Raw genomic sequence first — 26,179 nt, 5'->3', positions numbered from 1 at the left:
TACTGCGGGTGCTGGGGGGCGTGCGCGTTCATACGGCGGTGGCGTTCCTCTCGGCGGCCTCGACGACGTTGGCCAGCAACATCGCGCGGGTCATGGGGCCCACTCCGCCGGGCATCGGCGCGATCCAGCCGGCGACCTGGGCGGCGTCCGGGTGGATGTCGCCGACCAGGCCCTGGTCGGTGCGGGTGATGCCGACGTCCAGGACGGCCGCGCCGGTGCGCAGCATGTCCTTGGTGATCAGTCCGGGTGAACCGGCCGCCGCGATGACGATGTCGGCCTCGCGGGTGTGCCAGGCCAGGCCCTTGGTCCCGGTGTGGCACAGGGTCACGGTGGCGTTCTCGGAACGGCGGGTGAGCAGCAGGCCGATGGGGCGGCCGACCGTGATGCCCCGGCCGACCACGCAGACCCGGGCGCCGGCGAGCGGTACGCCGTGGCGGCGGAGGAGTTCGACGATGCCGCGTGGGGTGCACGGCAGCGGGGCGTCGACGCCGAGGGTGAGCCGCCCGAGGTTGACGGGGTGCAGTCCGTCGGCGTCCTTGGCCGGGTCCATGCGTTCGAGTACGGCGTTGGCGTCGAGGTGGCGGGGCAGCGGGAGCTGGACGATGTAGCCGGTGCAGGCCGGGTCGGCGTTCAGCTCGTCGATGACGTCCTCGACCTGCTGCTGGGTGGCGTCGGCGGGCAGGTCGCGGCGGATGGATGCGATGCCGACCTGGGCGCAGTCGCGGTGCTTGCCGCCGACATAGGCGTGGCTGCCGGGGTCGTCGCCGACCAGGACGGTGCCGAGGCCCGGCGGGCGGCCGCCGATGGCGGTCAACTTGGCCACGCGCTCCGTGAGTTCGCGGCGGATGTCGGCGGCGGTGGCCTTGCCGTCGAGCAGAGTTGCGTTCACCGGCGGTGTTCCTTCCCTCTTCGGGCGTGGCCGGGTGTCAGCCACGGAGGCGGGACATGGTGGGGTCGAAAAGGGGCTCCTCGCTGACGACCGCCTCGACGCGCCGGTCGAAGTAGCCGATGTGCAGCACGGTTCCGGGGGCCGTGAGTTCCGTCGGGAGCCAGGCGTAGGCGATGCCCTTGCCGATGGTGTAGCCGTGGGCGGCGCTGGTGACGTAGCCGACCGGCCGGTCGCCGTCGAAGACGGGTTCCTTGCCGAGCACGACCGACCGGGGGTCGTCGATGACCAGGCAGGACAGCTTGCGCCGGACGTTCTCCTTGCGGCGCAGCAGGGCGGCCTTGCCGACGAAGTCGTCCTTGTCGAGCTTGACGGCGAAGCCGACGCCGGCCTCGTAGGGGTCGTGCTCGTAGGTCATGTCGGTGCCGAAGGAGCGGTAGCCCTTCTCCAGGCGCAGGCTGTTGAAGGCTCCGCGGCCGGCGATGACGCCGCCGAGGGGCCGGGCCGCCTCCCACAGGGTGTCCCAGAGCTTCTGGCCCTGGTCGGCGGTGGTGTAGATCTCCCAGCCGAGTTCGCCGACGTAGCTCAGGCGCATGGCGGTGACGGGCACCGAGCCGATGTAGGCGTGCTTGGCGCGGAAGTACTTCAGTCCGTCGTTCGAGAAGTCGGCGTCGGTGAGGGGCTGGAGGACCTCCCGGGCGAGCGGGCCCCACAGACCGACGCAGCAGGTGCCGGGGGTGATGTCACGGACCTGGACCGTGCCGTCGGCCGGGAGGTGGCGGGTGATCCAGTCCAGGTCGAGGTTGCCGTTGGCGCCGATCTGGAAGGTGTCGCGGGACAGCCGGGCGACGGTGACGTCGCTGCGGATACCGCCGTCGTGGTCGAGGAAGAGGGTGTAGGTCACCGAGCCGACGGATTTGGCGACCTTGCCGGTGCACAGGCGCTCCAGGAGGTCGGCGGCGCCGGGGCCGCTCACCTCCAGGCGCTTGAGGGCGGTCATGTCGTACATCGCGACCGTCTCGCGGGTGGCCTGGGCCTCGGCGCCGACGATCGGCGACCAGAACCGTGCGGCCCAGTCGCCCGGGGTCGGGATGGAGCGGCCCTCGACTAGGCCGGCGTTGCCCTCGTACCACTGCGGGCGCTCCCAGCCGTTCGCCTCCAGGAAGAAGGCGCCGTGCTCCTGCTGGCGGGTGTGGAAGGGGCTGGTGCGGATCGGCCGCGGGTCCCCGGACGGCTGGAGGGGGTGGAGGATGTCGTAGACCTCGACGAAGTTCTGGCAGTCGCGGGCCAGGACGTACTCCGGGGCGAGCTGGTGCGGCTCGAAGCGGTTGACGTCGCACTCGTGCAGGTCGAAGGAGGAGCAGTAACCGTCGACCAGCCATTCGGCCATGGCCCGGCCCACGCCTGCGGAGTGGGTGACCCAGACCGCCTCGGCGACCCAGAAGCCCTTGACGTCCCGTGACTCGCCGAGCAGCGGGAAGTTGTCGGTGGTGAAGGAGAACAGTCCGTTGATGCCCTCCTCGATCTTCGCCTCCTTCGTGGAGGGCAGGAGCGCCTGGGTCTCGGTCCAGGCGTCCGCGAAGTCGTCCTCGGTGAACTTCAGGACCGACGGCATGTCGTCGGCCTCGCCCACGGAGAGGATGTCGTCGGCGGAGATCGGCATGGGGCGGTGGCCGTAGTAGCCGATGCCGATGCCGTCGAAGCGGTCGCGGTAGTAGAGGTCGGCGTCCTGGTGGCGCAGGATCGGGCGGACCGCTTCCTCGGTCTGGCCGGCGAGGGCCGGGATCGGTCCGGTCCAGGCGAGCTGGTGGGCGAGCGGGGTGAGCGGCAGGTTCATCCCGGCCATGCGGGCGATCTTCGGGCCCCAGATGCCGGCGCAGCACACGACGATGTCCGCCGGGATCTCGCCCTGGTCGGTCAGGACGCCGGTGACCTCGCCGTCCGCCTTCAGGACGTCGAGGACCTCGTGGCGGGCCAGGAAGGTCACACCGCGCTCGGTGGCCCGGCGGATCTGCGCCTCGACGGCGAGGACCGCCTTGGCGAGGCCGTCGGTGGGGACCAGGAGGCCGCCGAGGACCTTGTCGGGGTTGACCAGCGGGTGCTGCTCGAGGCATTCGTCCGCGGTGAGCAGGCGGGCGTCGATGCCCCAGGCGGTGATCCAGCCGTGCCGGCGCCGCAGCTCGGTCAGGCGCTCGGAGGTGGTGGCCACTTCGAGTCCGCCGACCTGGAGGAAGCAGGGCTTGCCGTCCACGTCGAGGGAGCAGAACTTCTCGACGGTGTACCTGGCCAGCTCGGTCATCGTCTTGGAGGAGTTCGTCTGGAAGACCAGGCCCGGGGCGTGTGACGTGGAGCCCCCGGTGGCGGGGAGCGGGCCCTGGTCGACCACGGTCACCTCGGTCCAGCCTCGCGCGGAGATCTCGTCCGCGAGAGCCGCTCCCACGACTCCCGCTCCGATGATGACCACTCGGGGTCCCGCCATCGCCGCACCTCCGGTCTGTTGATCAGTCGAGCCGATCGAGTTGCTGTTCACGCAACGCGATTCAGGTTGCGCAACTCAATGTGCCTTTCGCGCAGGTGGGTGTCAAGGGTCCCGAGACCTCGGAAAACAGGGGGGTGGCGGGCCCGGACACGGCGATGCCCGGTGGGCGGCGCGCATCTCGCGCACGCCGCCCACCGGGCATGGTCCGACCGGCTTCCCGCATCCGGTCTCCGCCCCTACTTGATCCAGGCGTCCACCTTGGCGCGGTTGGCCTCGACCCACTTCTTGGCCGCGGCCTCGGGGGTCATCTTGTCGACGGCGATGTACTTGGCCACGACGTTCTGGTCGTCGTTCGTCCAGTTGAACTTCTTCACGAGGTCGTAGGCCGGGCTGCCGGACTTGGCGAACTTCGCGCTGACGATCTTGTCCAGCGTGTAGACCGGGTAGTCGCAGGCGATCTTCTCGGCGTCGGCGTCGCAGCCCGCCTTGTACTCCGGCAGCTTGACCTTCACCAGCGGCACCTCGGACATGAACCACTGGGGCTCGTAGAAGTAGCCGATCACCCATTCCTTGTTCTTCTCGGCCTTGCGGAAGGTCTGGATGAGGGCCGTCTCGCTGCCCGCGTACACGACCTTGTAGTCCAGCTTCAGGTTCTTCACCAGCGCCTCGTCGTTGGTGACGAACGACGGGTCGCCGTCGAGGAGCTGGCCCTTGCCACCGGACTCGGACGTCTTGAACTTCGCCGCGTACTTGTCGAGGTTCTTCCAGTCGGTGATGTCCGGGTGCTCCTTGGCCAGCCACGGCGGCACATACCAGCCGATCAGGCCTTCGTTTCCGGTCGCGCCGGCGTCCACGGCGGTCTTCTGGCCGGTGATGTACTTCTTCTTCAGGTCGTCGTGGCCCCAGTTCTCGACGACCGCGTCGACCTCACCGGTCCCGAAGCCCTGCCAGGCGATCTCCTCCTTGAGGTCCTTCTTGGTGACCTTGCAGTGGAGGTCGTTCTCCGCGACGTACGCGATGACCGCCGCGTTGGCCTCGTAGCCCACCCACGGGTTGACCGCGAGGTTGAAGGTGCCGCACTTGGCGGAGCTGCTCGAGCCGCCCGCCTCCGAGGAGCTGTCACCGACCTTCGCACCGCCGCAGGCGGTGAGGGTGAGCCCGAGGACCGCCATGCCGGCCGCGCCGGCTCTCCATCGTCTTGCTTGCCTTGCCATGGTCAGTTGCTCCTTACGCGCTGGTTCGCCGCGCCGCGGCCTGAGTGATGCGGTCGAACATGACTCCGAGAAGGACGATGGCCAGCCCCGCGGCGAGCCCCTTCCCGAAGAGTTGGCCCTGCGAGAAACCGGCTACGACGTCGTAGCCGAGGGCGCCCGCGCCTACCAGGCCGCCCACCACAACCATCGACAGCACGTAGATCAGACCCTGGTTCGTTGCGAGGGTCAGGGCGCTGCGTGCCATCGGCAGCTGGACCTTGGTGATGATCTGCCAGGTGTTGCACCCGGCGGAGGTGGCCGCCTCCACGGTGGCCGCGGGCACGTTCCGCACCCCGTCCGCGATGATCTTCATGGCGACGGGGGCCGCGTAGACGATCGCGGCGACGATCGCCGTGAAACGGGTCGCGCCGAACAGCGCGAGGAACGGCACCAGATAGACGAACGGCGGCATGACCTGCGCCGCGTCCAGGCTCGGCCGCAGCATGCGGTCCACCAGCCGGCTGCGGCCCATCCACACGCCGAAGACGACGCCGAGCAGCATCACGAGAATGGTGGCGACCACCGTCGAGGCCAGCGTCGTCATGCTGTCCGACCACATCCCGGTGGCGACCAGCAGCCCTACGCACACCGCCGTGGTGATTCCGGCCCGACGGCCGCCGAGGACGACGCCGAGCGCGATCAGCACGGCGCCGACGAGCCACCACGGGGAGTCCGTGAGCAGCGACTGGAAAGGGTTGAGCAGCCCGTTGGTGATGAGGTCGCGGACGGTGTTGGTGACACCCGACAGGTTGTCCTGCACCCAGGTCGTCGTGGTGTCCGCCGCGCTCGCGATGGAACTGCCGAGACCGCCCTCGCCGGGGAACTCGGCCGCCCACACATAGGTGTGCGACATGAAGACCAGCACGGCCGTGACGACCGCGCCCGCGCCGAGCAGCGGCCGCCGCCAGGCGAGGAACCGGTTCTTCGAACGCCGGGCCTCCTCCTCGCGGGTGCTGGCCGCGGTCGTCACCCGGTCGAGCACGATCGCCATGACGACGATGGACAGGCCCGCGTTGAAGGCGGTGCCGACGTCGAGCGACTGGAGCGCCTGGACGACGGTCTTGCCGAGGCCCGGCGCGTCGATCAGGGCGGCGATGGTGACCATGGCCAGGGCGGCCATGATGGTCTGGTTGACGCCCATCACCACGGTCCGCTTGGACATCGGCAGCAGGACCTTCAGCAGGGCCTGCCGACGCGTCGCGCCGAGCGAGTCGGCCGCCTCGACGGTGGTCTCGGGGACGGACCGGATGGCGTGCGCGGTGATGCGGATGGCGGGTGGCGCCGCGTAGATCACCGTGGCGATGGTGGCGGAGGCTCCGCCGATGAGGAAGAACAGGGTCAGGGGGGCGAGGTAGACGAAGGTCGGCATGGTCTGCATGAAGTCCAGGAAGGGCGTCATGATCCGGTGGAACCGGTCGGACAGCCCCGCCCACACCCCGAGCGGGATCGCGAACAGCAGCGCCACAAGGACCGAGGACAGGGTCAGCGCCAGGGTGTCCATGCTCTCCTGCCACAGGCCCTGCAGCCCGAAGAAGGTGAAGCCGGCCACCGCCAGCAGGGCGACCCGCCAGTTGCCGAAGGCCCACGAGACGTAGCCGGCGATGCCGACCACGCCGAGCCAGCCGATCTGCGGGAGGGGCCGGGCGTCCGAGGGCTGGGAGATCAGCTCCCGGACGAAGGTCACCAGGGTGTCGATGACCAGGCGGATCTCGTTGAAGAAGTACAGGAACAGCGGGTTGGTGTCGCGGTTCGCGCCGATCGAGTCGTTGACGTCGTTGAACCACCGGTGCAGACCGGTCAGGTCCGCCGCCGCGAGCGCGAGGGTCTGTCTGCCGCGCAGGACGGCGAACAGCACCAGCCAGACGACCAGAATCACGCCGATCACCAGGGAGCGGCTGATCCTGCGGGGCTCCGCGGCCGGGGCCGGCTCCTCGACGGGCCGGGTCCTCTCCGGTCCACCCGGCGGCTCGGTCTTCTCCACGACGACGGTCATCAGGCGCCGCCTTCCTGTCCGGCGACCACGGCGAGGATCTCCTCGTCGCCGACGATGCCGAGGAGTCTGCCGTTCTCGACGACCTTGACGGGCCTGTCGGCCGCGAGCACCGCCCGGGTGGCCTCCCGCACCACGACGTCGGGGCCCAGTTCGGGGCCGTCCAGGGGGTCTCCGTCGGCCGGCGGGCGCATGATCCAGCGCAGGGTGAGCACGTCACCGCGGGGCACGTCCTTGACGAACTCGCGCACGTAGTCGTCGGCGGGGGCGCCCACCAGCTCGTCGCCGGTGCCGCACTGCACCATCTTGCCGTCGCGCATGATGAGGATGCGGTCGCCCAGCTTGAGCGCCTCGGACAGGTCGTGGGTGATGAACACCATGGTCTTGCCGACCTCGTGGTGCAGACGGATGACCTCGTTCTGCATGTCGCGGCGGATCAGCGGGTCGAGCGCCGAGAACGGCTCGTCGAAGAAGAGCACGTCCGGATCGCCCGCCAGCGCCCGGGCCAGGCCGACACGCTGCTGCATACCGCCCGACAGCTGGTCGGGGTAGGAGTTCTCGTAGCCGGCGAGGCCGACGAGTTCGACGACCTCCTGGGCCCGCCTGGTGCGCTCGGCCCGGCCCATGCCGCGGATCTCCAGACCGAAGGACACGTTGTCGACGACCCGGCGGTGGGGCAGCAGCCCGAAGTGCTGGAAGACCATGGAGAACTTGCGGCGGCGCAGATCACGCAGGCGCCTGTCGTCGGCCTGCCGGATGTCCTCGCCCTCGAAGACGATCTCGCCCGCGGTGGGCTCGATCAGCCGGGTCAGACATCGCACCAGGGTCGACTTGCCGGAGCCCGACAGCCCCATCACGACGAAGACCTCGCCGGGCGAGACGTCGAAGTGCACATCGCGTACGGCGGCCGTGCAGCCGGTGCGGTCCATCAGCTCACGGCGGGTGAGCCCGCACAGATCCTCGGACCCCGGCACCCGGTCGGCCTTCGGCCCGAACACCTTCCACAGATTGCGCACGGAGATGACCGGGGTGGGACCCGAGTCCTGGGGCGTGCCGCGCCGCTGCGGCACCTCGGTCTGGGTGGTCATGCTCGACCTCTTTTCGGCGTTCAGCCGCTGAACCAGCGCTGCGGCCGGGGTTGGATGTTCTGCCAGATGTGCTTGGGCTCTCGGTATTCGTTCAGGCCGGTCGGTCCCAGCTCCCGGCCCACACCCGAATGCCCGAAACCGCCCCATTCCGCTTGCGGCACGTAGGGGTGGTAGTCGTTGATCCACACCGTGCCGTGCCGCAGCCGCCGCGCGACCCGCTGGGCCCTGCCGGCGTCCTGCGTCCACACCGCCCCGGCGAGCCCGTACTCGGTGTCGTTGGCGATGCGCACGGCGTCGTCCTCGTCGGTGAAACGCTCCACGGTCAGCACCGGCCCGAAGGACTCCTCACGCACCACGCGCATGTCCTGCCGGCACTCGTCCAGCACCGTGGGCAGGTAGTAGTGGCCACCCGCCAGCGCCGGATCGCCCGGGCGTTCCCCGCCGCAGCGCAGCACCGCGCCCTCGGCCAGGCCCGCCGCGACGTAGGCCTCCACCTTCTCCAGGTGCCGCGCGGAGATCAGCGCCCCGGTCTCGGCCCGCGGGTCGAAGGGGCCGCCGAGACGGATCAGCCGGGCCCGGCGGACGATCTCGTCGACGAGACGGTCGTGCAGGCGGTCCTCGACGACCAGCCGGGCCCCCGCCGAGCACACCTGGCCCGAGTGCAGGAAGACCGCGGTGAGGGCGAAGTCCACGGCCGTCTCGAAGTCGGCGTCCGCGAAGACGACATTGGGGTTCTTGCCGCCCAGCTCCAGCGCGACCTTCTTCACCGTCGCCGCCGCCGAGGCCATGATGCGCCTGCCGGTGTCCAGGCCGCCGGTGAAGGAGACCATGTCGACACGGGGGTCCTCGCCGAGCGGTGCGCCGACCTCGGGGCCGGCGCCCAGCACCAGGTTCGCCGCCCCCGCCGGCAGCCCGGCCTCCTCCAGCGCCTTCATCAGCAGGACCGACGTCGAGGGCGTGAGCTCGCTGGGCTTCAGGACGACCGTGTTGCCCGCGGCGAGAGCCGGAGCGACCTTCCAACTCGCCTGCAGCAGCGGATAGTTCCACGGCGTGATCAACGCGCACACCCCGACCGGCTCGTACACGACACGGCTCACGGCGTCGTCACGGCCGGTGTCGATCACCCGCCCCGCGTCGGTGCCCGCGATCCCGCCGTAGTAACGGAAACAGGAGACGACGTCGGCGATGTCGTACTCGCTCTCCACCACCCGCTTACCGGTGTCCAGCGACTCCGCCCGGGCGAAGACCTTGGCATCCCGCTCGACGATGTCGGCGGTGCGCAGCAGCAGTGCACCGCGCTCCCGCTCGGGCGTGTGCGGCCAGGGACCGGCATCGAAGGCCTCCCGGGCGGCCGCGATCGCCGCCTCGGCATCGGGACGCGTACCCTCCGACACCGTCACCGCGAGCGTGCCGTCAGCGGGACACCGGATGTCCCGACGCCCACCCGCCAGCGCGTCCCGCCACTCACCATCCACATACAGGTCTGCCACGCCCCGAGCCTTCCGACTGAAATTCGTTGCGCATCGTGCACCCGATTGCTTGTGATGGAACACCCTGTCGGCTGGCCAGACGGACGTCAAGACATTGCCGTATGACGATTTGGCCATGCGGCCACTTACCCGCCCACTCTTGACCGCAGGCGGCACCGAGCCGACCATGTTGCGTATCGCTCACCATGTTGTGCATTACGCACCGACGGAGGCCGCACATGTCCCCTCGCCCGCAACCTGGCCGTGAGTTCGTCCTAACGCTTTCCTGCCCCGACAGCGCAGGGCTGGTCCACGCCGTGAGCGGCTTTCTCGTCCGGAACTCCGGCAACATCCTGGAAAGCCAGCAGTTCGACGACCGGCTCCAGGGCGGGTTCTTCATGCGGGTCCACTTCGACGTCTCCGACCCGAACGTCGACCTGGAGGGGCTGCGCCACCGCTTCGGGCCGGTCGCCGAGGCCTACGGCATCTCGTGGTCCCTCAGCGACGCCTCCACTCCGACCCGGACCCTGATCATGGTGTCCAAGTTCGGCCACTGCCTGAACGACCTGCTGTTCCGCCAACGGGCGGGCGCGCTCAACATCGAGATCCCCGCGATCGTGTCCAACCACCGGGAGTTCGCGAAGCTCGCGGAGACGTACGACATCCCCTTCCACCACGTCCCGGTGACCCGGGACACCAAGGCCGAGGCCGAGGCACGACTGCTCGAGCTCGTCCGCGACCTGGACGTCGACCTGGTGGTGCTGGCCCGCTACATGCAGATCCTCTCCGACGACCTGTGCAAGCAGCTCGAAGGCCGCGCCATCAACATCCACCACTCCTTCCTGCCCAGCTTCAAGGGCGCCCGCCCCTACGAGCAGGCCTACGACCGCGGGGTGAAGCTCATCGGCGCGACCGCCCACTACGTGACGTCCGACCTGGACGAGGGCCAGATCATCGAGCAGGACGTCGTCCGGGTGGACCACTCGCTGGACCCCGGCGAGCTCGTCACGGTCGGACGGGACGTGGAGGCCCAGGTCCTCGCGCACGCCGTGAAGTGGCACAGCGAGAGCCGCGTGATGGTCGAGGGCAACCGCACGGTCGTCTTCCGCTGAGCGCCACACGTCCGTGCACGAACGCCGGACGGGCCGAGAGCCCGTCCGGCGTTGTGCGTCCGGCGAGAAGCGGCGCGGGAGCGGTGTGCTCAGCCCTCCAGCCGGTCCAGCAGGGCCCGCCGCCACCGCTCCGTCTCCGCGATCTGGTTGAAGGTGAACAGGTGCAGCCCCGCCACCCCCGACGCGGGGTCGGTGAGGGCGTTCCGCGTGCGGGTGAGCAGCTTCTCCGGCGCGTAGCCGCCGGGCGCGGCGAAGCGCGCGAACCACGACGGGTGCCGGGTCAGGAAGCGGACCGACTCCCCCACCCCCGTCTTCGTCGCCATGGCCAGCAGCTTCGCCCGCTGCACGGGCCCCGCGACGCCCACGTGGACCGGCAGGGTCACGTCCCGGCGCCTGATACGAACGAGCCACTCCTCCAGCACCCGCGGGTCGAAGCAGAGGTTGCTCACGATGTACGTGGCGTGCTCGCGCTTGTCCCACATCGCCTGGACGGTGACGTCGTCGTGGATGAGCGGATGACTCTCGGGATAACCGGTGACCCCGACGCGGGCGAACGGTCCGCCCAGCTCGCTGAGCCGGCGGAGCACCGGCAGCGACCCGTCGTAGGGACCGGCCGGCGGGTCGGCGTCCCCCGCCGGGACGAACACGTCGTCCACCCCGGCCTCGCGCAGCCGGTCCACGACCTCCTTCAGGTGCAGGTCGTCCCGCAGGAGCCGGGCGGGGACGTGCGGGACCGTACGGTACCCGTGCGCGGCCAGCCGGCCGACGAGGTCGAGGGTCGGTTCCAGGCCCTTGACCGGTGACGCCGTCACGGTGACGACGACGTCACGCGGAACGTGGGCGAGGACCTTCTCCTCGGTGGTCCTCACCGGCAGCACCTCGTAGCGGACCCTCCTCAGCAGCGCGCGAAGCCCTGCGGCGGCCAACGTCTACTCCGCCGGCTTCTGCGCGTCGCGGTGACGGTAGTACGCGGCCTTCGACGGCGCCGCCGGCTTCTTGCCGAGGATGAGGTCGGCGGCCTTCTCGGCGATCATCATGACAGGGGCGTAGATGTTGCCGTTGGTGACGTACGGCATGACCGAGGCGTCAACCACCCGCAGGCCCTCCACGCCGTGCACGCGCATGCTGGTGGGGTCCACGACGGACATCTCGTCGGTGCCCATCTTGCAGGTGCAGGAGGGGTGCAGAGCGGTCTCGCCGTCCTTGGCGACCCAGGCGAGGATCTCCTCGTCCGACTCGACGGACGGTCCGGGGGAGATCTCCCCGCCGTTGTACGGGGCGAGCGCGGGCTGGTTGAGGAGCTGGCGGGCCACCCGGATCGCCTCGACCCACTCGCGGCGGTCCTGCTCGGTGGAGAGGTAGTTGAAGCGCAGGGCGGGGTGCTCCCTCGGGTCCCTGCTCTTGATCTTCACCGAGCCGATGGCGTCGGAGTACATGGGTCCCACGTGCACCTGATAGCCGTGGCCGCCGGCCGGCACGGAGCCGTCGTAACGGACCGCGATCGGCAGGAAGTGGAACATCAGATTGGGGTAGTCCACGTCCTCGTTGCTGCGGGCGAACCCGCCGGCCTCGAAGTGGTTGGTGGCGGCCGGGCCCTTGCGGAACAGCCACTGGAGCCCGATGAAGGGCGCCCGCCACTTCGCCAGGTAGGGCTGCATGGAGACGGGCTTCTCACATGCGTACTGGATGTAGACCTCCAGGTGGTCCTGCATGTTCTCGCCGACGCCCGGGAGGTCGTGGACGACGTCGATGCCGAGCGCCCTGAGTTCCTCGGCGTTGCCGACGCCGGAGAGCTGGAGCAGCTGAGGCGAGTTGATCGCGCCGCCGCAGAGGATGACCTCCTTGGCGCGGACCTGCTTCGCGGCGCCCTTGCCGCGCCGGTACTCGACGCCGACCGCCTTCTTGCCCTCGAAGAGGACACGGGTGACGAGAGCACGGGTGGTGACCGTGAGGTTGGGCCGCTTCCGGACGGGCTTCAGATACGCCTTCGAGGCCGAGAGCCGGCGTCCGCGGTGGACGTTGCGGTCGAACTTGGCGAAGCCCTCCTGGCGGTAGCCGTTGACGTCGTCCGTGGGGGCGTAGCCGGCTTCCTCGGTGGCCTTGAGGAAGGCGCCGAAGAGCGGGTTGGAGGCGGGGCCGCGCTCCAGGACGAGGGGGCCGTCGTGGCCCCGGAACTCGTCGTCGGGGTCGGCCGCGAGGCAGTTCTCCATGCGCCGGAAGTAGGGCAGGCAGTGCGCGTAGTCCCAGGTCTCCATCCCGGGGTCGGCGGCCCAGCGCTCGTAGTCCATGGGGTTGCCGCGCTGGAAGATCATGCCGTTGATGCTGCTGGAGCCGCCCAGCACCTTGCCGCGCGCGTGGTAGACACGCCGCCCGCCCATGTGGGGCTCGGGCTCGGACTCGTACTTCCAGTCGTAGAACCGGCTGCCGATCGGATAGGTCAGCGCAGCCGGCATGTGGATGAAGACGTCCCACGGGAAGTCCGACCGGCCCGCTTCCAGGACCAGAACTCGGTTCGCCGGGTCGGCGGACAGCCTGTTTGCCAGTGCACTGCCCGCGGATCCACCACCGACGATCACGAAGTCGTACTGCACAGGAGCCATGGTGCCTCGTCTCACTCGCGCCGTAGATATGCGTGGCATGCTAGACCGGTCGCGCTATACGCACCAGGTTGCGAACGACGCAACTTGGGGAACTTCGCCTCAGGACGGTTACTTGCAATCGCGTTGTTTACTGCGCGTATAGTTGCACTGTGAGCAACTACAGCCTTGACACAGAAACGTCGAACGCACCAGCGGGCGGGGTGCAGTCGGTCGACCGCGCCATCAGCGTCCTGGAGATTCTCGCGCAGCGCGGCGAAGCCGGTGTCAGCGAGGTGGCGGCCGAGATCGAGGTGCACAAGTCGACGGCCTTCCGTCTCCTCGGGGCCCTGGAAGCGCGCGGCCTGGTCGAGCAGGCCGGGGAACGCGGCAAGTACCGGCTCGGTTTCGGCATCGTGCGCCTGGCCGGCGCGGTCACGGGCCGTATCGACATCACGCAGCAGAGCCGTCCCGTGTGCGAGCGGCTGGCCGAGGAGATCGGCGAGACCGTCAACATCGCCGTGATGCAGGAGCAGTACGCGATCAACCTGTACCAGGTGCGTGGACCGGGGGCGGTCACCGCGCACAACTGGGTGGGCCAGTTGACTCCCCTGCACGCCACCTCGAGCGGCAAGATCCTGCTGGCCCACCTGTCGGCGAAGGAGCGCGCCACGCTGCTGACGACCGCGGGCATGAAGAAGGTCACCCCGCACACCATCACCGCGAAGACGAAGCTCGAGAAGCACCTCGTCACCGCTCGGGAGCAGGGTTACGCCTTCACCCTGGAGGAGCTGGAGATCGGCCTGCACGCCATGGCCGCGCCGGTGCGCAACCGCGACGGCGAGGTCATCGCCGCCGTCAGCGCCTCCGGGCCCTCCTACCGGCTCACCGAGCAGCGTCTGCACGAACTGTCCCCGGTGCTGGTCAAGGGCGCCGCCGAGATCAGCCACCGCATGGGCTTCCTGGGCTGATTCACCCCTGAGGAGTGCCGAGGCGCTCGTTCACCCAGTCGTGGAAGGCGCCTATGTGGTGCTCGCTGGGCACCAGCACACCGCCCTTGGCGTACAGCCGTGAGCTCATGCCGGGCTGGGTGCGCTCACAGGCGTCGAAGTCCTGCCGGTTGACCCGGTCGAAGAGCTCCACGGACCGGCTGACGTCCTTGCCGCTCTCGACGACGTGCGGGAGGTACAGCCAGTCGCACTCGACGACCGTGCGGTCGGCCGCCATCGGGTACATGCGGTGGAAGATCACGTGGTCGGGGACGAGGTTGATGAACACCTGCGGCCGCACGGTGATCGCGTAGTAACGGCGGTCCTGGTCCTCGGCGACACCCGGGATGCGGTCCAGGCCCTCGGAGCCGTCCACCGTGAACCCCCGCACCTCCTCACCGAACTCCGCGCCGTGCCCCACGTAGTACTGCGCGGCGTACCCGTCCGCGAACTCCGGCAGCACCTCGGTCAGTTCCGGGTGGATCGTGGCGCAGTGGTAGCACTCCATGAAGTTCTCGATGATGAGCTTCCAGTTCGCCTTCACGTCATAGGTGATCCGACGCCCGACGGACAGGTTGTCGATGTCGTACCGCTCGATCGACTCTACGTCGCCCAGGCGGGCCACGACCTCACCGATGACGTCCTCCTCGAAGGACGGCGGGTTCTCCGCGAGGCACACCCAGACATAGCCGAGCCATTCCCGCACGGCGACACTCACCAGGCCGTACTCGGTGCGGCCGACGTCGGGCATCTTGGTCAGGTTCGGTGCGGCGACCAGCTTGCCGTCCAGGCCGTACGTCCAGGCGTGGTAGGGACACTGGAAGGCCCGCTTGACCTCGCCGGACTCCTCGGTGCAGAGCTTGGCCCCGCGGTGCCGGCAGACGTTGAAGTACGCGCGGATCGAGTGGTCCCGGGCCCGGGTGACCAGGATGCTCTCGCGGCCGACGTCGACGGTGCGGAACGCACCCGGCTTCGCCAGCTCGGAAGCCCGGGCGACGCAGAACCACATGGTCTCGAAGATGCGCTCCTGCTCCTGGGCGAAGACCCCGGGATCGGTGTAGGAGGAGCCGGGAAGAGTGGCGATCAGGCTGTCGGGCAGGCTGGTCGAGGTCACGGGTCACTCCTCGGTGAACGTCGCGGAGGGGTCATTCGGACGCCGGGAGGACGACTCCGGACGGCGTTGTACATGGAGCAACGCTGCGCGCTGTGGGCAACCGCAGCATGGGGTGACGCGGGGATGCTGTCAAGACGTGCCGGCGGCCAGCTGCTTGCGCGCCCGCATGAACAGCCGCGGCTGGTTCATCCCGAGCACGGCGACCGGCCGGCCGTCGCGCCGGTAGACGGCGAGGACGTCGCGGTCGTCCGCCGCGCCCGCCTCGACGGTGATGCTGTCGGCCTCGGCCGCGTGGCCGGCGAACTGGATGCGGACGCCGTACTGGTCCGACCAGAAGTACGGCGGCCGGGGCACACCGGGCTCCACCGCACCCCCTGCCAGCAGGGTGGCGACGGCGGCCTCCGGGCGCTCGCGCGCGCCGGTCCAGTGCTCCACGCGGCGGTGGTGGCCGGCCCGGGGGTCGTACCAGTTGGCACAGTCGCCGACCGCGACCACGCCGGCCAGGCTGGTCCGGCCGTCCGCACCGCACTTCACGCCGTTGTCGAGGACGATGCCGGAACCCTCCAGCCACTCGACGCACGGGAGGGCCCCGACCCCGACGACGACGATGTCGGCGGGGACGCTTCGGCCGTCCTCCAGCAGGACGGCGTCCACTCGGCGCTCCCCGCTCAGTCCCTTGACGCCCACGCCGCACAACAGCCGCACACCGTGGTCGGTGTGCAGGCCGGAGACGACGGCGCCCATGGTGGCGCCGAGCGGCCCGGCGAGCGGGGTCGGGGCCGCTTCCACGACGGTCACGTCGAGACCGAGGGCGTACGCGGTGGAGGCGACCTCGGCGCCGATGAAACCGCCGCCGATCACCACCAGGCGTCCGCCGCCGGCCAGTTCGTCCCGTAGGGCGCGGGCGTCGTCCAGGGTGCGCAGGGTGTGCACTCCGGCGAGGCCCGCGGAGCCCGGCAGGGCGCGCGCCACGGCGCCGGTGGCGATGACGAAGCCGTCGGCGCGCACCTCAGGTCCGTGGGCGAGGCGGACGGAGCGCGCGGTGTGGTCGAGGCCGGTGGCGCGGGCGCCGAGCAGCCACTCCGCCGCCAGGTCCTCACCCTCCGCCTCCAGGGCGAGTTCGGCCTCGCCGAGGGTGCCGGACAGGAACTCCTTGGACAGCGGGGGCCTGTCGTAGGGGCGGTGCGGCTCGTCCCCGATGACGACCAGGCGTCCGTCGAAGCCCTGCTTGCGCAGCGAGCGTGCCGCCGACAGCCCGGCGAGGGAGGCGCCGACCACGGCGACGGTCCTCACGCGGGACCACCGGCGAGGCGGGCCGAGATGCAGGGCGGCAGGTTGGGCGCCTCCGTGGAGAGCCGCACGTAGATCATGCCGTCCTCGACGACGACCTCGTGCGTCCGGACCGGCAGCTTCGCCGGCGGGGAGTCCACCGCGCCGGTGCGCAGGTCGAACTTGGAGGCATGCAGCGGGCATTCCACCTCGCAGCCCTCCAGCCAGCCGTCGGCGAGCGAGGCGTCCTGGTGGGTACAGGTGTCGTCGATGGCGAAGACCTCGCCGTCGTCGGTGTGGAACACCGAGACCGGCGGGTCGGCGTCGAGCCGGAAGGCCTCACCTCGCGGGAGATCCGCGAGACGGCACGCGGGAATCATCATGACACCTCGGGTGCGTATAACGAAACGGTTTGCGGTAAGCGCAACATCAGTCTGGAGTCGCCCAGAACCCTTGTCAAGGCATTCAGAAGCCCCTTCGCACCCCGCAAGGCGTTGCGACATCCACAACTCACCTCACATAGAACAACTGAAGAAGCCCGCCTCGTCGGCTCGCGGCAACCGCGGGGCGAGGGCGGGCGCATGATCCCGGAGGCGGACGCGAAGGCCCGGCGGGCCCGTGGCCGCACCGGGCGGTGCCACGACCCCGCCGGGCGGCGGGTCCGGCGGTCTCAGACGGCGGAGGAGACGGACTGCGAGGACTCCCCGGCCTGCGTGGGCCCTGCACTCTCCTCGCCGGCCGTGGACGTGGCGGGGCCGATGCGGGGCTCGAAGTCCCCGTCGTATTTCTCGTGGCCGGCGATGACGGCCGTCTCGACGGCCTCCTCGCCCATGCGTCCGCGGATGATCAGCGGATCGTGACGCAGGTCCCGGTTGAGCGCGACGCACAACCCGATCACCACGAGGGTGAAGGGGGCCGCCGCGAGGATGGTGAGGTTCTGCAGCCCCGTGAGCGCGTCGCCCTTGCCTCCGCCGATGAGCAGCATGACGGCGGCGACAGCCCCGGTCAGCACACCCCAGAACACCACGACACCCCGGGAGGGTTCCAGGGAGCCCCGCTGCGAGAGCGTCCCCATCACGATGGAGGCGGCGTCCGCGCCGGAGACGAAGAAGATGCCGACGAGCACCATCACGACGATGCTCGTCACCGTGGCCACGGGGTACTGCTGGAGGATGTCGAAGAGCTGGCCCTGGGCGGTCGCGGCGTCGTTGAGGCGACCGGACTCCTGGAGGTGCATCGCCGAACCGCCGAAGACGGCGAACCAGAGCAGGCTGACACTGCTGGGGACCAGGATGACGCCCCCGACGAACTGCCGGATGATACGGCCGCGGCTGATCCGCGCGATGAACATGCCGACGAAGGGCGTCCAGGGGATCCACCACCCCCAGTAGAAGACCGTCCAGCTCGCCAGCCAGTCGGCGACACCCCTGCCGCTCGACGCCTCGGTACGGCCCGCCATCTGGGCGAGGTCGCCGAGGAAGGCGCCGACGGAGGTGGGCAGCAGGTCGAGGATGTGCGGCGCCCGACGCCCGCGGACGCCACCGCGAGCAGTCGGCGGGCCTTCAGACGGGTCGACGAGGAGGCGTCCTGTTCTCCTCGTCGGCCCTCAGGTCCCGGTGGGCGGGTCGACGGGGGCCGGTTCCAGGCGCACGACGATCGACTTCGAGGTGGGGGTGTTGCTGATCGCCGCCGTGGAGTCCAGGGGGACCAGGACGTTGGTCTCGGGGAAGTAGGCGGCGCAGCAGTCGCGGGGCGTCGGGTAGGGCACCACGCGGAAGGCCGGCGCCCTGCGTTCCACCCCGTCGTCGTACTCGCTGACGATGTCGACGAGGTCGCCGTCGGCCAGGCCCCGGTCGGCGAGGTCGTCGGGGTGCACGAAGAGGACGCGGCGTCCCTGGTGGATGCCGCGGTAGCGATCGTCCAGGCCGTAGACGGTGGTGTTGTACTGGTCGTGGGAGCGGAGCGTCTGGAGCAGCAGCCGGCCCGGCGGTACATGGGGCCGTTGCAGCGGGTTGGCGGTGAAGTTGGCCAGCCCCGTGGCGGTGGTGAACCGGCGTTCGTCGCGCGGCGGGTGGGGCAGCGCGAAGCCGCCCTGCCCTCGCACCCGCTGGTTGAAGTCCTGGAAGCCGGGGACCACGCGGGCGATGCGGTCGCGAATACGGTCGTAGTCCTCCTCGAACTCCTCCCAGGGCACGTGGGAGCCCGCTTCCCCGAGCGCGGCCCGTGCCGTGCGGCAGATGATCGCGACCTCGCTCAACAGGTGCTCGGACGCGGGGGCGAGTCGCCCCCGGGAGAGGTGCACCATGCCCATGGAGTCCTCGACGGTGACCAGTTGGGGCCCGGCGGGCCGCAGGTCGGCCTCGGTCCGGCCGAGGCACGGGAGGATGAGCGCCTGTTCCCCGGCGACGACGTGCGAGCGGTTGAGCTTGGTGGAGATCTGCACGGTGAGGCGGCAGTTGCGCAACGCCCGCTCGGTGAGGTCGGTGTCGGGGGCGGCGGCGACGAAGTTGCCGCCGAGGGCGACGAAGACCCGTACGTCGCCGTCGCGCATGGCACGGATGCTCTCGACCGCGTCGTGGCCGTGGCGCCTCGGGGGCGTGAACGCGAACTCGGCGCCGAGTGCGTCCAGGAACGCGCCGTCCGGTTTCTCGTAGATGCCCATGGTGCGGTCGCCCTGCACGTTGGAGTGGCCGCGCACCGGGCAGAGCCCGGCACCCGGGCGGCCGATGTTGCCGCGCAGCAGGAGGAAGTTGACGACGTCCCGGATGGTGGGGACGGAGTGCTTGTGCTGGGTCAGGCCCATCGCCCAGCAGACGACGATCTTCTCGGCGTCCAGCACCTCGCGGAACGCGGCCCGGATCTCCTCTTCGGGCAGGCCGGTGGCCGTAAGGATCTCGTCCCACGACACCCTGCGGGCGTGCTCGGCGAACTCCTGGAAGCCGTGTGTGTACCGGTCGATGAAGGGCGTGTCCAGACAGGAGCCTGGGTTCTCGTCCTCCGTCTCCAGCAGCATGCGGTTGAAGGCCTGGAACAGCGCCTGGTCCCCACCCAGTCTGATCTGGAGGAACTGGTCGGCCAGGCGGGTGCCGCCGCCGAGGACGCCGGACGGCCGCTGGGGGTTCTTGAACCGCAGCAGCCCCGCCTCGGGCAGCGGGTTGACCGCGATGATCCGCGCGCCCCGGCGCTTGGCGGTCTCCAGTGAGGACAGCATCCGGGGGTGGTTGGTGCCGGGGTTCTGACCGACCACGAGGATGAGGTCGGCGTCGTGGAGATCGTCCAGGGTGACGCTTCCCTTGCCGATCCCTATGGTCTCCGTCAGCGCCGAACCGCTGGACTCGTGGCACATGTTGGAGCAGTCCGGCAGGTTGTTGGTGCCGAGCATCCGGACGAACAACTGGTACAGGAACGCGGCCTCGTTGCTCGCCCTGCCGGAGGTGTAGAAGGCGGCCTGGCCGGGGTGGTCGAGGGCGGCGAGTTCGCGGGCGATCACGGCGAAGGCGTCGTCCCAGGAGATCGGCCGGTAGCGGTCGTCGCCGGCCCTGCGGTACATGGGGTGGGTCAGCCGGCCCTGCTGGCCGAGCCAGTAGTCACTGGCGGGAAGCAGGTCCTCCAGGGTGTGCCCGGCGAAGAAGTCCGGGGTGACCCGGCGCACGGTGGCCTCCTCGGCCACCGCCTTGGCGCCGTTCTCGCAGAATTCCGCGCGGTGCCGGTGCTCCGGCTCGGGCCAGGCGCAGCCCGGGCAGTCGAAACCCTCCTTCTGATTGACCCGGAGGAGGGTGAGCAGTCCCCGGCGGGCTCCCATCTGCTCGCCGGCGTGCCGGAGCGAGGAGGTGACCGCGGGGATGCCCGCGGCGTACTCCTTCGGAGGGCCGACCCGCAGCCGGGCGTCTCCGGGGTCGTCGACAGGTGCGTTGCGAGTCATCTGAGGCGCCGCTCCGGGTTGTAGGGGAATCAGGGCCGTTCCGTCGCCGGGTGTCCCGGCTCTCGTGCGGGGCCGTCACAGGACGGCAGGAAGTTGTGCACTACACAACAGTGCCGCTATATGCAACGACACCAAGAAAGCGTCATCCCGATCTCCTGTCAAGACCGCCGCGTCGCCGGATCCACGTGGTCGACACGGTGCGGGGGTGCCTTGGAACCGCCCCGTCGCCGGATCCACGTGGTCGACACGGTGCGGGGGTGCGTGGGTATGCGTAGGGGTGTACGCGGGTGCGTGGGGGATGCGCAGGGGTGCGGGGGTGCGCGGGGGGTGTGGGGGCGTGCCGACGTTCATGCATGATGACGGGGTGAACCATGGCGACCAGCGCTTCCACGTCATCGTGCTGTCGAACTTCGCGAGGGGCTTCGACAAGTACGCGTACGCGTACGGAAAGGCGGGGATTCCGGAGAGCACGTATCCCGACCGGTTCCACCTGCTGACCCGGGCGGAGCTGGGAATCGGCATCGGCAAGGCACGACGCCTGCTGGACCGCCTGGCCATTCCGGGCGATCGGCTGCTGGTGCTGGAAACCACGGTGGACCCCGACAAGCTGGTGCCCAACGTGTCGACCGGCCTCGGCACGGAACTGCACGAGGCGCGCATCCGGTTGTCGGCGGTCCACGAACTCGACCGCGTGGGCGACGAGTTCACTCTGCGCCCGACAACCGTCGAGGACGCGACGGCGGCCTCCCTGCACCTGCACGGATCGGCACTGCGTCACTACGCCGACACGCGACCGCGCTCGGTGTCGCTTCTGCCGGTCGCCTCCGCCTGCCAGGCCCGGTGCTCGTTCTGCTTCTCCTCAGCGTCGATCTCCAGCGACCAAGCGCCGGCACGGGTCCCGTGGGACGCGGTCGCCCACTGGCTGGAGCGCGCCCGCGCGGCGGGTGCCGAGCGTGCAGTGATCACCGGCGGCGGGGAGCCGACCCTCATACCCTTCGAACAGCAGCTTCGACTGGTGTCCGCCTGCTCGGCGGCCTTCCCGAAGGTCGTCCTGATCACCAACGCGCACACGCTGGCGAAGGGCCGGCACGCCGACCGGGCCGACCGCCTCGCAGCCCTCAGCGCCGCGGGCCTGAGCGTGCTGGCGGTCTCCCGGCACCATCAGGACGACGCCGTCAGCGAGCGGCTGATGATGCTGCGCACGCCGGTGAGCTCCGTCGTCGACACCTGGCGCGAGGAACGCGAGCGCTGGCCCGGGCTGCGGATGAGGTTGATCTGCGTACTCCAGCACGGCGGTGTCTCCGACGCGGCCGAGGTCGCCGACTACCTGTCGTGGGCCGCGGCTCTCGGTGTCGAGGAGGTCTGCTTCAAGGAGCTCTACGTATCCACCAGCACCGAGTCGCTCTACTTCGACCTCGCCGCCAACGTCTGGAGCCGACAGCACCAGGTTTCGCTGTCCCTCGTCACCCGGTTCGCCGAGCGGCACGGCTTCGAACTGGCGAGCCGCCTGCCCTGGGGCGCGCCGGTCTACCACGGCAGCTGGGCCGGACGGCCGATGCGGATTGCCGCCTATACCGAGCCCAGCCTGCTCTGGGAACGCACCAGCGGGATCGCGCGCAGCTGGAACGTCATGGCCGACGGACGCTGCTACGCCTCCCTGGAAGACCGCGCCAGCGAGATCCTGCGGGAAGGCGCGACGGCATGAGGTTCGACGAGTTCCAGGGATTCCGGCAGCGCCAACTGCGTGCCTCCTCGTCGCTTCTCGACGCCGGCGAGACCAACGTGTACCGGGCGCTTGCTCCGATGCGGCCCGAACCTCCGGCCGACATGGCCACGGTGCACCGTTGCGATCTCGCCCGCGCCTGGCTGCGGCGCTTCGAGCTGCCGCAGGAGTGGTCCGGCCACGCCATGGTCTGTCGAGGGGTCCGGCACGGGCTCGGTGTGGTGTTCCACCGGCTGCGCGTCGAGCAAGCCCGGTTGTGGCTGCCGAGCGACGTGTACCCGGTCTACTTCGAACTGGCTCGCGCCGCAGGCCTGGAGCCCGCGTCCTACCCCACGCTGCCGGCGCCGGCCCTGCCGGGATCGCCGGCGGACAGCCGGCCCGAATACCTGCTGCTCGCCAACCCCAGCAAACCCCTCGGCCGGTACCTGTCCGACGCCGAGTGCGAGGCGGTGATGGCGTGGCTGCGGGAGTCACCGCGCCGCGGCCTGCTCATCGACAGCGTCTACGACCTGGGAACCCCGTTCGCAGCCGGCACGCGGCGACTGCTGGACACCGGCCGTGCGGTCCTGTTGCATTCGGTCACCAAGGGGTGGCTGTGGCCGCGCACCTTCGGCGTGGTTCTGCTGAGTCCGGCGCAAGGCGAATGGGCCGAAGCCTTCCGGGCGGATCCGCCCACGTCGGCACAGCTGCACCTGGCCCACCGTCTGCTGACCGGACACGGCGACTTGCCCCGGAAGGTCGTCGACGAACTCGCCGCACGGGCCGAGCGGCTGTTCGAACGGTTGCCGGACGATGTGCTCGGGGCCATTCCCACGGCGAGCCGGACGTGCCCCGGCAACTACTTCTTCCCGGTGGAAATCCCCGCCGGGACGCTCCGGCGCCAATACGGCGTGCTCGCCGTACCGATCAGCGTGTTCGGGGACACCAACTGGCCCGGCTCCATCCTCACCAGCCTCGCCGACGCCTTCGGCCCGACGCCGACGGCGGCACGATGAACCGCTGAAGGACCTGGCCGTATACGAAGACCCGGCCCGGTGTACCTGCACGGTCACTGCACGAGCCGGGCCCTTCACCAGCCGTGTTGGGCATCCCCCAGTACGGTCCCGCCGAGGAACGCGGCGAGTTTCTCGGCGCGCGGAAGGTCGCCCCACTTGTCGACGTGGACGAAAACCGTGTGATGGTCGGCCGGCCTCGACCAGTTGACGTTGTCGCCGTTGAAGACGACCTCCACGCCGTCGTACGCGGCGACGCCACCCGAGTCCGTCTCCGCGTCGTCCGGCCACCTGCCGGACAGGCCGATCGAGGCGATGCCTCGTCCCAGCGCCCTGACGAACTCGTCTTCCACGGTGCCCGGTGGGACGTAGTGCAGGACGGAGAGGGGCAGCTCAGGCTCCAGCAGGGCGTCCTCCGTCGTGGCGATGTCCGAGCCGAAGTGCACGATCTCGGGTGCAGCCGGGTCCACCTGGGCTCTGGCGTGGTTGAACTCGGCCCGAGGCAGCACCGCCGCCATCCTCCGCGCGTCCTCGACGGTCATCAGGTCGGCCATCAGGGTCACCTCGTCGTCGTGCACCTCCAGCAGTGCGTTCAGGCGCAGTGCCTGCGTCCATGCCTCGACGGCGGCCCCAGTACGAAAGACCGGGTAGGCCCGTGAATTGCCCACCCGCCTACCCTCGCACACCGCGGCGTGGATGCTCCCGTGGATTTCGTCCCCAGCGCTGCTACCGGTAAGCCGTCAACGGGCCCCGACGACAATGACGCCCTGGTGCGGTGCCTCCTGGCGGGCGACGGCGAACGTGCCCGTGCACAGATCCAGATCGCGATGCCGCCGATGCTGATGGGCCCACTGGACTCTCTGCGTAGTGGATTGTGGATCCTCCGCCAACGACAGGAGGACAGCCGGCGGTGCATGGTGGTGATCGCCCCTGGAGACGCACAGACGACAGCCCACATAGCTGTCGTACCTGACAAGTTGCCGGACAGCGCTGCATTGGGGTGCGAGCCTGTGCCGGCTGCTGCTGCCAGTGGCCCTTGACCCACTCTACCGAGGAGAACCATGAAGTACCGATTGGCCGGGGCGCTTGCCCTGGCGGCAGCCGGCCTCCTGATCGGCGGAGGAACTTCCTACGCCGCCGACGCGGGTGTCTACACCGGCACCGGTGGCGGCTGGGCGGGATGGACGGAGAACGGCGACACCCTGACGGTGTGCGACCTGAGCTCGGACAGCCACGGGGTCCGCGGCTACATCTACACCCCCAATTCCAGCAGCGACCCGGGTAACGGCACCGTCCTCATCAAGGGCAACGACCCGAGCAACGACGGCAACTGCGCCACCTTCGCGAAGAACCTCAGCGAGACCAGCCACATCTCCATAAAGGTCTGCGAGTACGCGGGAGACGTGGTCACTGCCTGCAGGTACGCCGCCATCCGGTAGTCGAGCGCCGCTCGCCGGGTCCCGGCGCCCAGTGCGCCGGGACCCGGCCTCTCGCGTCGCCCTGAGTGCGTTGCGTATGGGGAAGGCTTGCGACGCTCTGCCCTACGCGACGACGTAACCGGCCGATGAGGCCGCCGAGTCGTCGGCTTCGCCCGGATGCCTACGTGTCCACCGCACGGCTCGGTGAACGGTCCCCTGCGGCCACGCGTCCTCGAAACACCGCAGCGCTGCGGGGACTTCCGGTGTCGGGAGCCGTCGTAGGTCACCGTGGACCGCAGTCGAAGCCGCCTCACCTTCCGTCGAAACGAGGATTCACAGAATGCGTAGAAACGGCCTGCGAGCCGCTGTGGCCACCGCCTGCCTGGCGGTGGCCACTCTGTTGGTGCCTGCGAACACCGCTGAGGCGGCCCCCGGCGACAACCCCGGAGCCCTGACCGCGCTGACCTCCTCCTCGGAGCTGGCGAAGCTCCGCCTGGTCGAGCACCGCGTTCCGACCGCCTCCCTCGACAACCTGGCGAACGCGATGGGCACGTCCCGCGGGGTCGACCAAGTCCTCGCGAGCGCCAACCACACGATGCGGAACGCGGCGAACTGCTCCGGCACAGAGACCGCCGCGCTGCCGGTGAAACCCACCGCGGAGTCCTCGTACTGCTGGGACACCGGTGACGCGGTGACACAGGACTGGCTGCCGCAGTCCGTGACATCCTCCGGAGACGCGGACAACGACGGCATATGGGGCAACAACAAGGTCATCCTGTCCGGTTGGGGGCAGAACGGCGCCACCACCACCGACCACATGGGCCGCATCGCCTTCATCGACGCCAACAATCCCAACGCCTTCAAGTACCGCTGGGTGCTGCCGGTCGTCCCGCTCAACGGGGGCACCGACTACCGCGCCCTCAAGACCCACCTGGGCGGCATGGTCTGGTACCAGGACAAGCTGATCGTCACGTCGTGGGAGAAGGACGCCGACCACAACGTGATGTACATCTTCGACATGAAGCGCATCCTCCAGGCGACCGTCAACAGCTCGATCATCGGCAAGGTGAGCGGCGGATGGTCGGCGGGCGGTTACCAGTACGTGATGCCGGCCATAGGCTCCTACAGCCTCGCCGGCGGGGCCTGCACCTCCGCCAACGACGACTCGCTCCCCTGCTTCGGATCCATCTCGCTGGACCGCAGCAGCGTGCCGGACAGTCTGGTCGCCACCGAGTGGTTCTCTTCCGGCGGCACACAGCCGGCCCGCATCTGGCGGTACGACTTCGGCTCCGACCCCGGCTACCTCGCCACGGACAGCAGCGGCCAAGTGAACGCCTCGCAGGCGTACGAGTCGAAGGCCGTCGGACTGCAGGGCGTGCTGTCCCACAGCGCCACCAGCGGCGGCACACCGAATTTCTACGTCGCCGACGCGCGCGGTGGGGTCGGTCAGCACGGCATCCTGTGGCGGCAGAACACCAGCGGAGCCAAGGCTGCCGCCAACTGCGGGCAGGACATCACGTATGCCTGCTGGGGCCAGCACACCGAGAGCATGTCCTACTGGTGGAGTACGGGTCGGGTATGGACGCTCACCGAATGGGCGGCTGACAGCGCGGGACACTGGTCGGGCACCGATACGGCGATTCCCCAGCGCGTACTGTTCTCCGTGCCGCTCTCATCGATCGACGCATCGCTCAGCTGACACCGGGGCCGGCCGGCACCGCGACAGCGGTCACCGGGACACACTCCTGCACGAGGGCGTTCGTTCGGCGCCTGCGGGGTCGCTCTGCGGTCCTCGCGGTCGCTACGCCCACGGGCGTGGCGTCGGCCGGATCCCCCTGCGCGCTGCGGCCACGGATGCTGCCGGGGCACGAGGAGGCAAGGCGCGGGTGGCCGGGGGAA

19 protein-coding genes and 1 pseudogene are annotated in these 26,179 nt (G+C 69.8%); 6 read left to right on the top strand and 14 right to left on the bottom strand.

The features are described from left to right. Window positions 1-28: 28 nt before the first annotated feature. The 6 genes from QF032_RS38120 to QF032_RS38095 form a co-directional block, all read right to left on the bottom strand. A complete protein-coding gene (locus tag QF032_RS38120) occupies window positions 29-889 on the bottom strand; it encodes a bifunctional methylenetetrahydrofolate dehydrogenase/methenyltetrahydrofolate cyclohydrolase (RefSeq protein WP_307049184.1) in 861 nt (286 codons plus the stop codon). 37 nt (window positions 890-926) lie between these two features. Beyond that, a complete protein-coding gene (locus QF032_RS38115; protein ID WP_307049182.1) occupies window positions 927-3,365 on the bottom strand; it encodes a GcvT family protein in 2,439 nt (812 codons plus the stop codon). 236 nt (window positions 3,366-3,601) lie between these two features. Beyond that, entirely contained in the window at window positions 3,602-4,579 is a 978-nt protein-coding gene (locus tag QF032_RS38110; RefSeq protein ID WP_307049180.1) for an ABC transporter substrate-binding protein, read from the bottom strand. A gap of 13 nt (window positions 4,580-4,592) precedes the next feature. Continuing rightward, window positions 4,593-6,611 (bottom strand): ABC transporter permease, encoded by a 2,019-nt coding sequence (locus QF032_RS38105; protein ID WP_307059680.1) that lies wholly within the window; start codon window positions 6,609-6,611, stop codon window positions 4,593-4,595. Next, window positions 6,611-7,696: a quaternary amine ABC transporter ATP-binding protein gene (locus QF032_RS38100; RefSeq protein ID WP_307049176.1), complete on the bottom strand. Its 1,086-nt coding sequence runs from the start codon at window positions 7,694-7,696 to the stop codon at window positions 6,611-6,613. The genes QF032_RS38105 and QF032_RS38100 overlap by 1 nt, the downstream gene beginning before the upstream one ends. A gap of 20 nt (window positions 7,697-7,716) precedes the next feature. Then, window positions 7,717-9,186 (bottom strand): aldehyde dehydrogenase family protein, encoded by a 1,470-nt coding sequence (locus QF032_RS38095; RefSeq protein ID WP_307049174.1) that lies wholly within the window; start codon window positions 9,184-9,186, stop codon window positions 7,717-7,719. A 218-nt stretch (window positions 9,187-9,404) separates the two neighbouring features. Between QF032_RS38095 and purU the strand changes: the two genes are divergently transcribed. Next, window positions 9,405-10,277 carry a formyltetrahydrofolate deformylase gene (gene purU / locus QF032_RS38090; RefSeq protein WP_307049172.1) on the top strand — a complete coding sequence of 291 codons (873 nt, stop codon included), beginning with the start codon at window positions 9,405-9,407 and terminating at the stop codon, window positions 10,275-10,277. Window positions 10,278-10,366: 89 nt separating this feature from the next. Here the strand turns inward: purU and QF032_RS38085 are convergent, their stop codons facing one another. Together QF032_RS38085 and betA are read right to left on the bottom strand one after the other, a co-directional pair. Further along, on the bottom strand, window positions 10,367-11,203 hold the full coding sequence (locus QF032_RS38085) for a 5,10-methylenetetrahydrofolate reductase (protein ID WP_307049170.1): 837 nt from the start codon (window positions 11,201-11,203) through the stop codon (window positions 10,367-10,369). A 3-nt stretch (window positions 11,204-11,206) separates the two neighbouring features. Further along, entirely contained in the window at window positions 11,207-12,877 is a 1,671-nt protein-coding gene (betA, locus tag QF032_RS38080) for a choline dehydrogenase (RefSeq protein WP_307049168.1), read from the bottom strand. Between the two features lie 200 nt (window positions 12,878-13,077). Here betA and QF032_RS38075 point away from each other — a divergent pair, with 200 nt between their 5' ends. Next, window positions 13,078-13,824, top strand: a complete 747-nt coding sequence (locus QF032_RS38075) for an IclR family transcriptional regulator (RefSeq protein WP_307050520.1) — start codon at window positions 13,078-13,080, stop codon at window positions 13,822-13,824. Between the two features lies 1 nt (window position 13,825). Here the strand turns inward: QF032_RS38075 and QF032_RS38070 are convergent, their stop codons facing one another. The 5 genes and pseudogenes from QF032_RS38070 to QF032_RS38050 all read right to left on the bottom strand — a co-directional run bounded on the left by QF032_RS38070 (window position 13,826) and on the right by QF032_RS38050 (window position 20,147). Next, window positions 13,826-14,956 (bottom strand): aromatic ring-hydroxylating oxygenase subunit alpha, encoded by a 1,131-nt coding sequence (locus QF032_RS38070; RefSeq protein ID WP_307049166.1) that lies wholly within the window; start codon window positions 14,954-14,956, stop codon window positions 13,826-13,828. Between the two features lie 129 nt (window positions 14,957-15,085). Continuing rightward, window positions 15,086-16,249: an NAD(P)/FAD-dependent oxidoreductase gene (locus tag QF032_RS38065; RefSeq protein WP_307049164.1), complete on the bottom strand. Its 1,164-nt coding sequence runs from the start codon at window positions 16,247-16,249 to the stop codon at window positions 15,086-15,088. Beyond that, window positions 16,246-16,608 (bottom strand): bifunctional 3-phenylpropionate/cinnamic acid dioxygenase ferredoxin subunit, encoded by a 363-nt coding sequence (locus tag QF032_RS38060; RefSeq protein WP_306955717.1) that lies wholly within the window; start codon window positions 16,606-16,608, stop codon window positions 16,246-16,248. The genes QF032_RS38065 and QF032_RS38060 overlap by 4 nt, the downstream gene beginning before the upstream one ends. Window positions 16,609-16,895: 287 nt before the next feature. Beyond that, a pseudogene (locus tag QF032_RS38055) lies at window positions 16,896-17,738 on the bottom strand (BCCT family transporter); the annotation flags it as partial. A 93-nt stretch (window positions 17,739-17,831) separates the two neighbouring features. Next, entirely contained in the window at window positions 17,832-20,147 is a 2,316-nt protein-coding gene (locus QF032_RS38050; protein ID WP_307059678.1) for an FdhF/YdeP family oxidoreductase, read from the bottom strand. A 364-nt stretch (window positions 20,148-20,511) separates the two neighbouring features. On the opposite strand from QF032_RS38050, the gene QF032_RS38045 reads away from it, so the two are divergent. Both QF032_RS38045 and QF032_RS38040 read left to right on the top strand, forming a co-directional pair. After that, window positions 20,512-21,852: a radical SAM protein gene (locus QF032_RS38045; protein WP_307059676.1), complete on the top strand. Its 1,341-nt coding sequence runs from the start codon at window positions 20,512-20,514 to the stop codon at window positions 21,850-21,852. Continuing rightward, window positions 21,849-22,865, top strand: a complete 1,017-nt coding sequence (locus QF032_RS38040) for an aminotransferase class I/II-fold pyridoxal phosphate-dependent enzyme (protein WP_307059673.1) — start codon at window positions 21,849-21,851, stop codon at window positions 22,863-22,865. Before QF032_RS38045 ends, QF032_RS38040 begins: the two co-directional genes overlap by 4 nt. Before the next feature lie 74 nt (window positions 22,866-22,939). On the opposite strand, the gene QF032_RS38035 is transcribed toward QF032_RS38040, so the two are convergent. Then, window positions 22,940-23,530 (bottom strand): hypothetical protein, encoded by a 591-nt coding sequence (locus QF032_RS38035; protein WP_307059671.1) that lies wholly within the window; start codon window positions 23,528-23,530, stop codon window positions 22,940-22,942. A 393-nt stretch (window positions 23,531-23,923) separates the two neighbouring features. Between QF032_RS38035 and QF032_RS38030 the strand changes: the two genes are divergently transcribed. Then, window positions 23,924-24,301, top strand: coding sequence for a hypothetical protein (locus tag QF032_RS38030; RefSeq protein ID WP_306955710.1), 378 nt, complete (start codon window positions 23,924-23,926; stop codon window positions 24,299-24,301). Window positions 24,302-24,620: 319 nt separating this feature from the next. Further along, a complete protein-coding gene (locus tag QF032_RS38025; protein WP_307049143.1) occupies window positions 24,621-25,979 on the top strand; it encodes a hypothetical protein in 1,359 nt (452 codons plus the stop codon). Window positions 25,980-26,179 lie beyond the last annotated feature (200 nt).

It is taken from the genome of Streptomyces achromogenes (genome assembly GCF_030816715.1).
In the GTDB taxonomy this organism is placed as follows: Bacteria; Actinomycetota; Actinomycetes; order Streptomycetales; family Streptomycetaceae; genus Streptomyces; species Streptomyces achromogenes_A.
The sequence above is the reverse complement of the archived record's forward strand: the minus strand, read 5'-3'. Positions and strand labels throughout refer to the sequence as shown.

Excerpts from the sequence above, each read along its gene's own strand:
- QF032_RS38115 (WP_307049182.1), bottom strand. The coding sequence starts at position 3,365 with ATGGCGGGACCCCGAGTGGTCATCATCGGAGCGGGAGTCGTGGGAGCG.
- QF032_RS38110 (WP_307049180.1), bottom strand. The coding sequence starts at position 4,579 with ATGGCAAGGCAAGCAAGACGATGGAGAGCCGGCGCGGCCGGCATGGCG.
- QF032_RS38105 (WP_307059680.1), bottom strand. The coding sequence starts at position 6,611 with ATGACCGTCGTCGTGGAGAAGACCGAGCCGCCGGGTGGACCGGAGAGG.
- QF032_RS38100 (WP_307049176.1), bottom strand. The coding sequence starts at position 7,696 with ATGACCACCCAGACCGAGGTGCCGCAGCGGCGCGGCACGCCCCAGGAC.
- purU (WP_307049172.1), top strand. The coding sequence starts at position 9,405 with ATGTCCCCTCGCCCGCAACCTGGCCGTGAGTTCGTCCTAACGCTTTCC.
- betA (WP_307049168.1), bottom strand. The coding sequence starts at position 12,877 with ATGGCTCCTGTGCAGTACGACTTCGTGATCGTCGGTGGTGGATCCGCG.
- QF032_RS38060 (WP_306955717.1), bottom strand. The coding sequence starts at position 16,608 with ATGATGATTCCCGCGTGCCGTCTCGCGGATCTCCCGCGAGGTGAGGCC.
- QF032_RS38050 (WP_307059678.1), bottom strand. The coding sequence starts at position 20,147 with ATGACTCGCAACGCACCTGTCGACGACCCCGGAGACGCCCGGCTGCGG.
- QF032_RS38040 (WP_307059673.1), top strand. The coding sequence starts at position 21,849 with ATGAGGTTCGACGAGTTCCAGGGATTCCGGCAGCGCCAACTGCGTGCC.
- QF032_RS38030 (WP_306955710.1), top strand. The coding sequence starts at position 23,924 with ATGAAGTACCGATTGGCCGGGGCGCTTGCCCTGGCGGCAGCCGGCCTC.
- QF032_RS38025 (WP_307049143.1), top strand. The coding sequence starts at position 24,621 with ATGCGTAGAAACGGCCTGCGAGCCGCTGTGGCCACCGCCTGCCTGGCG.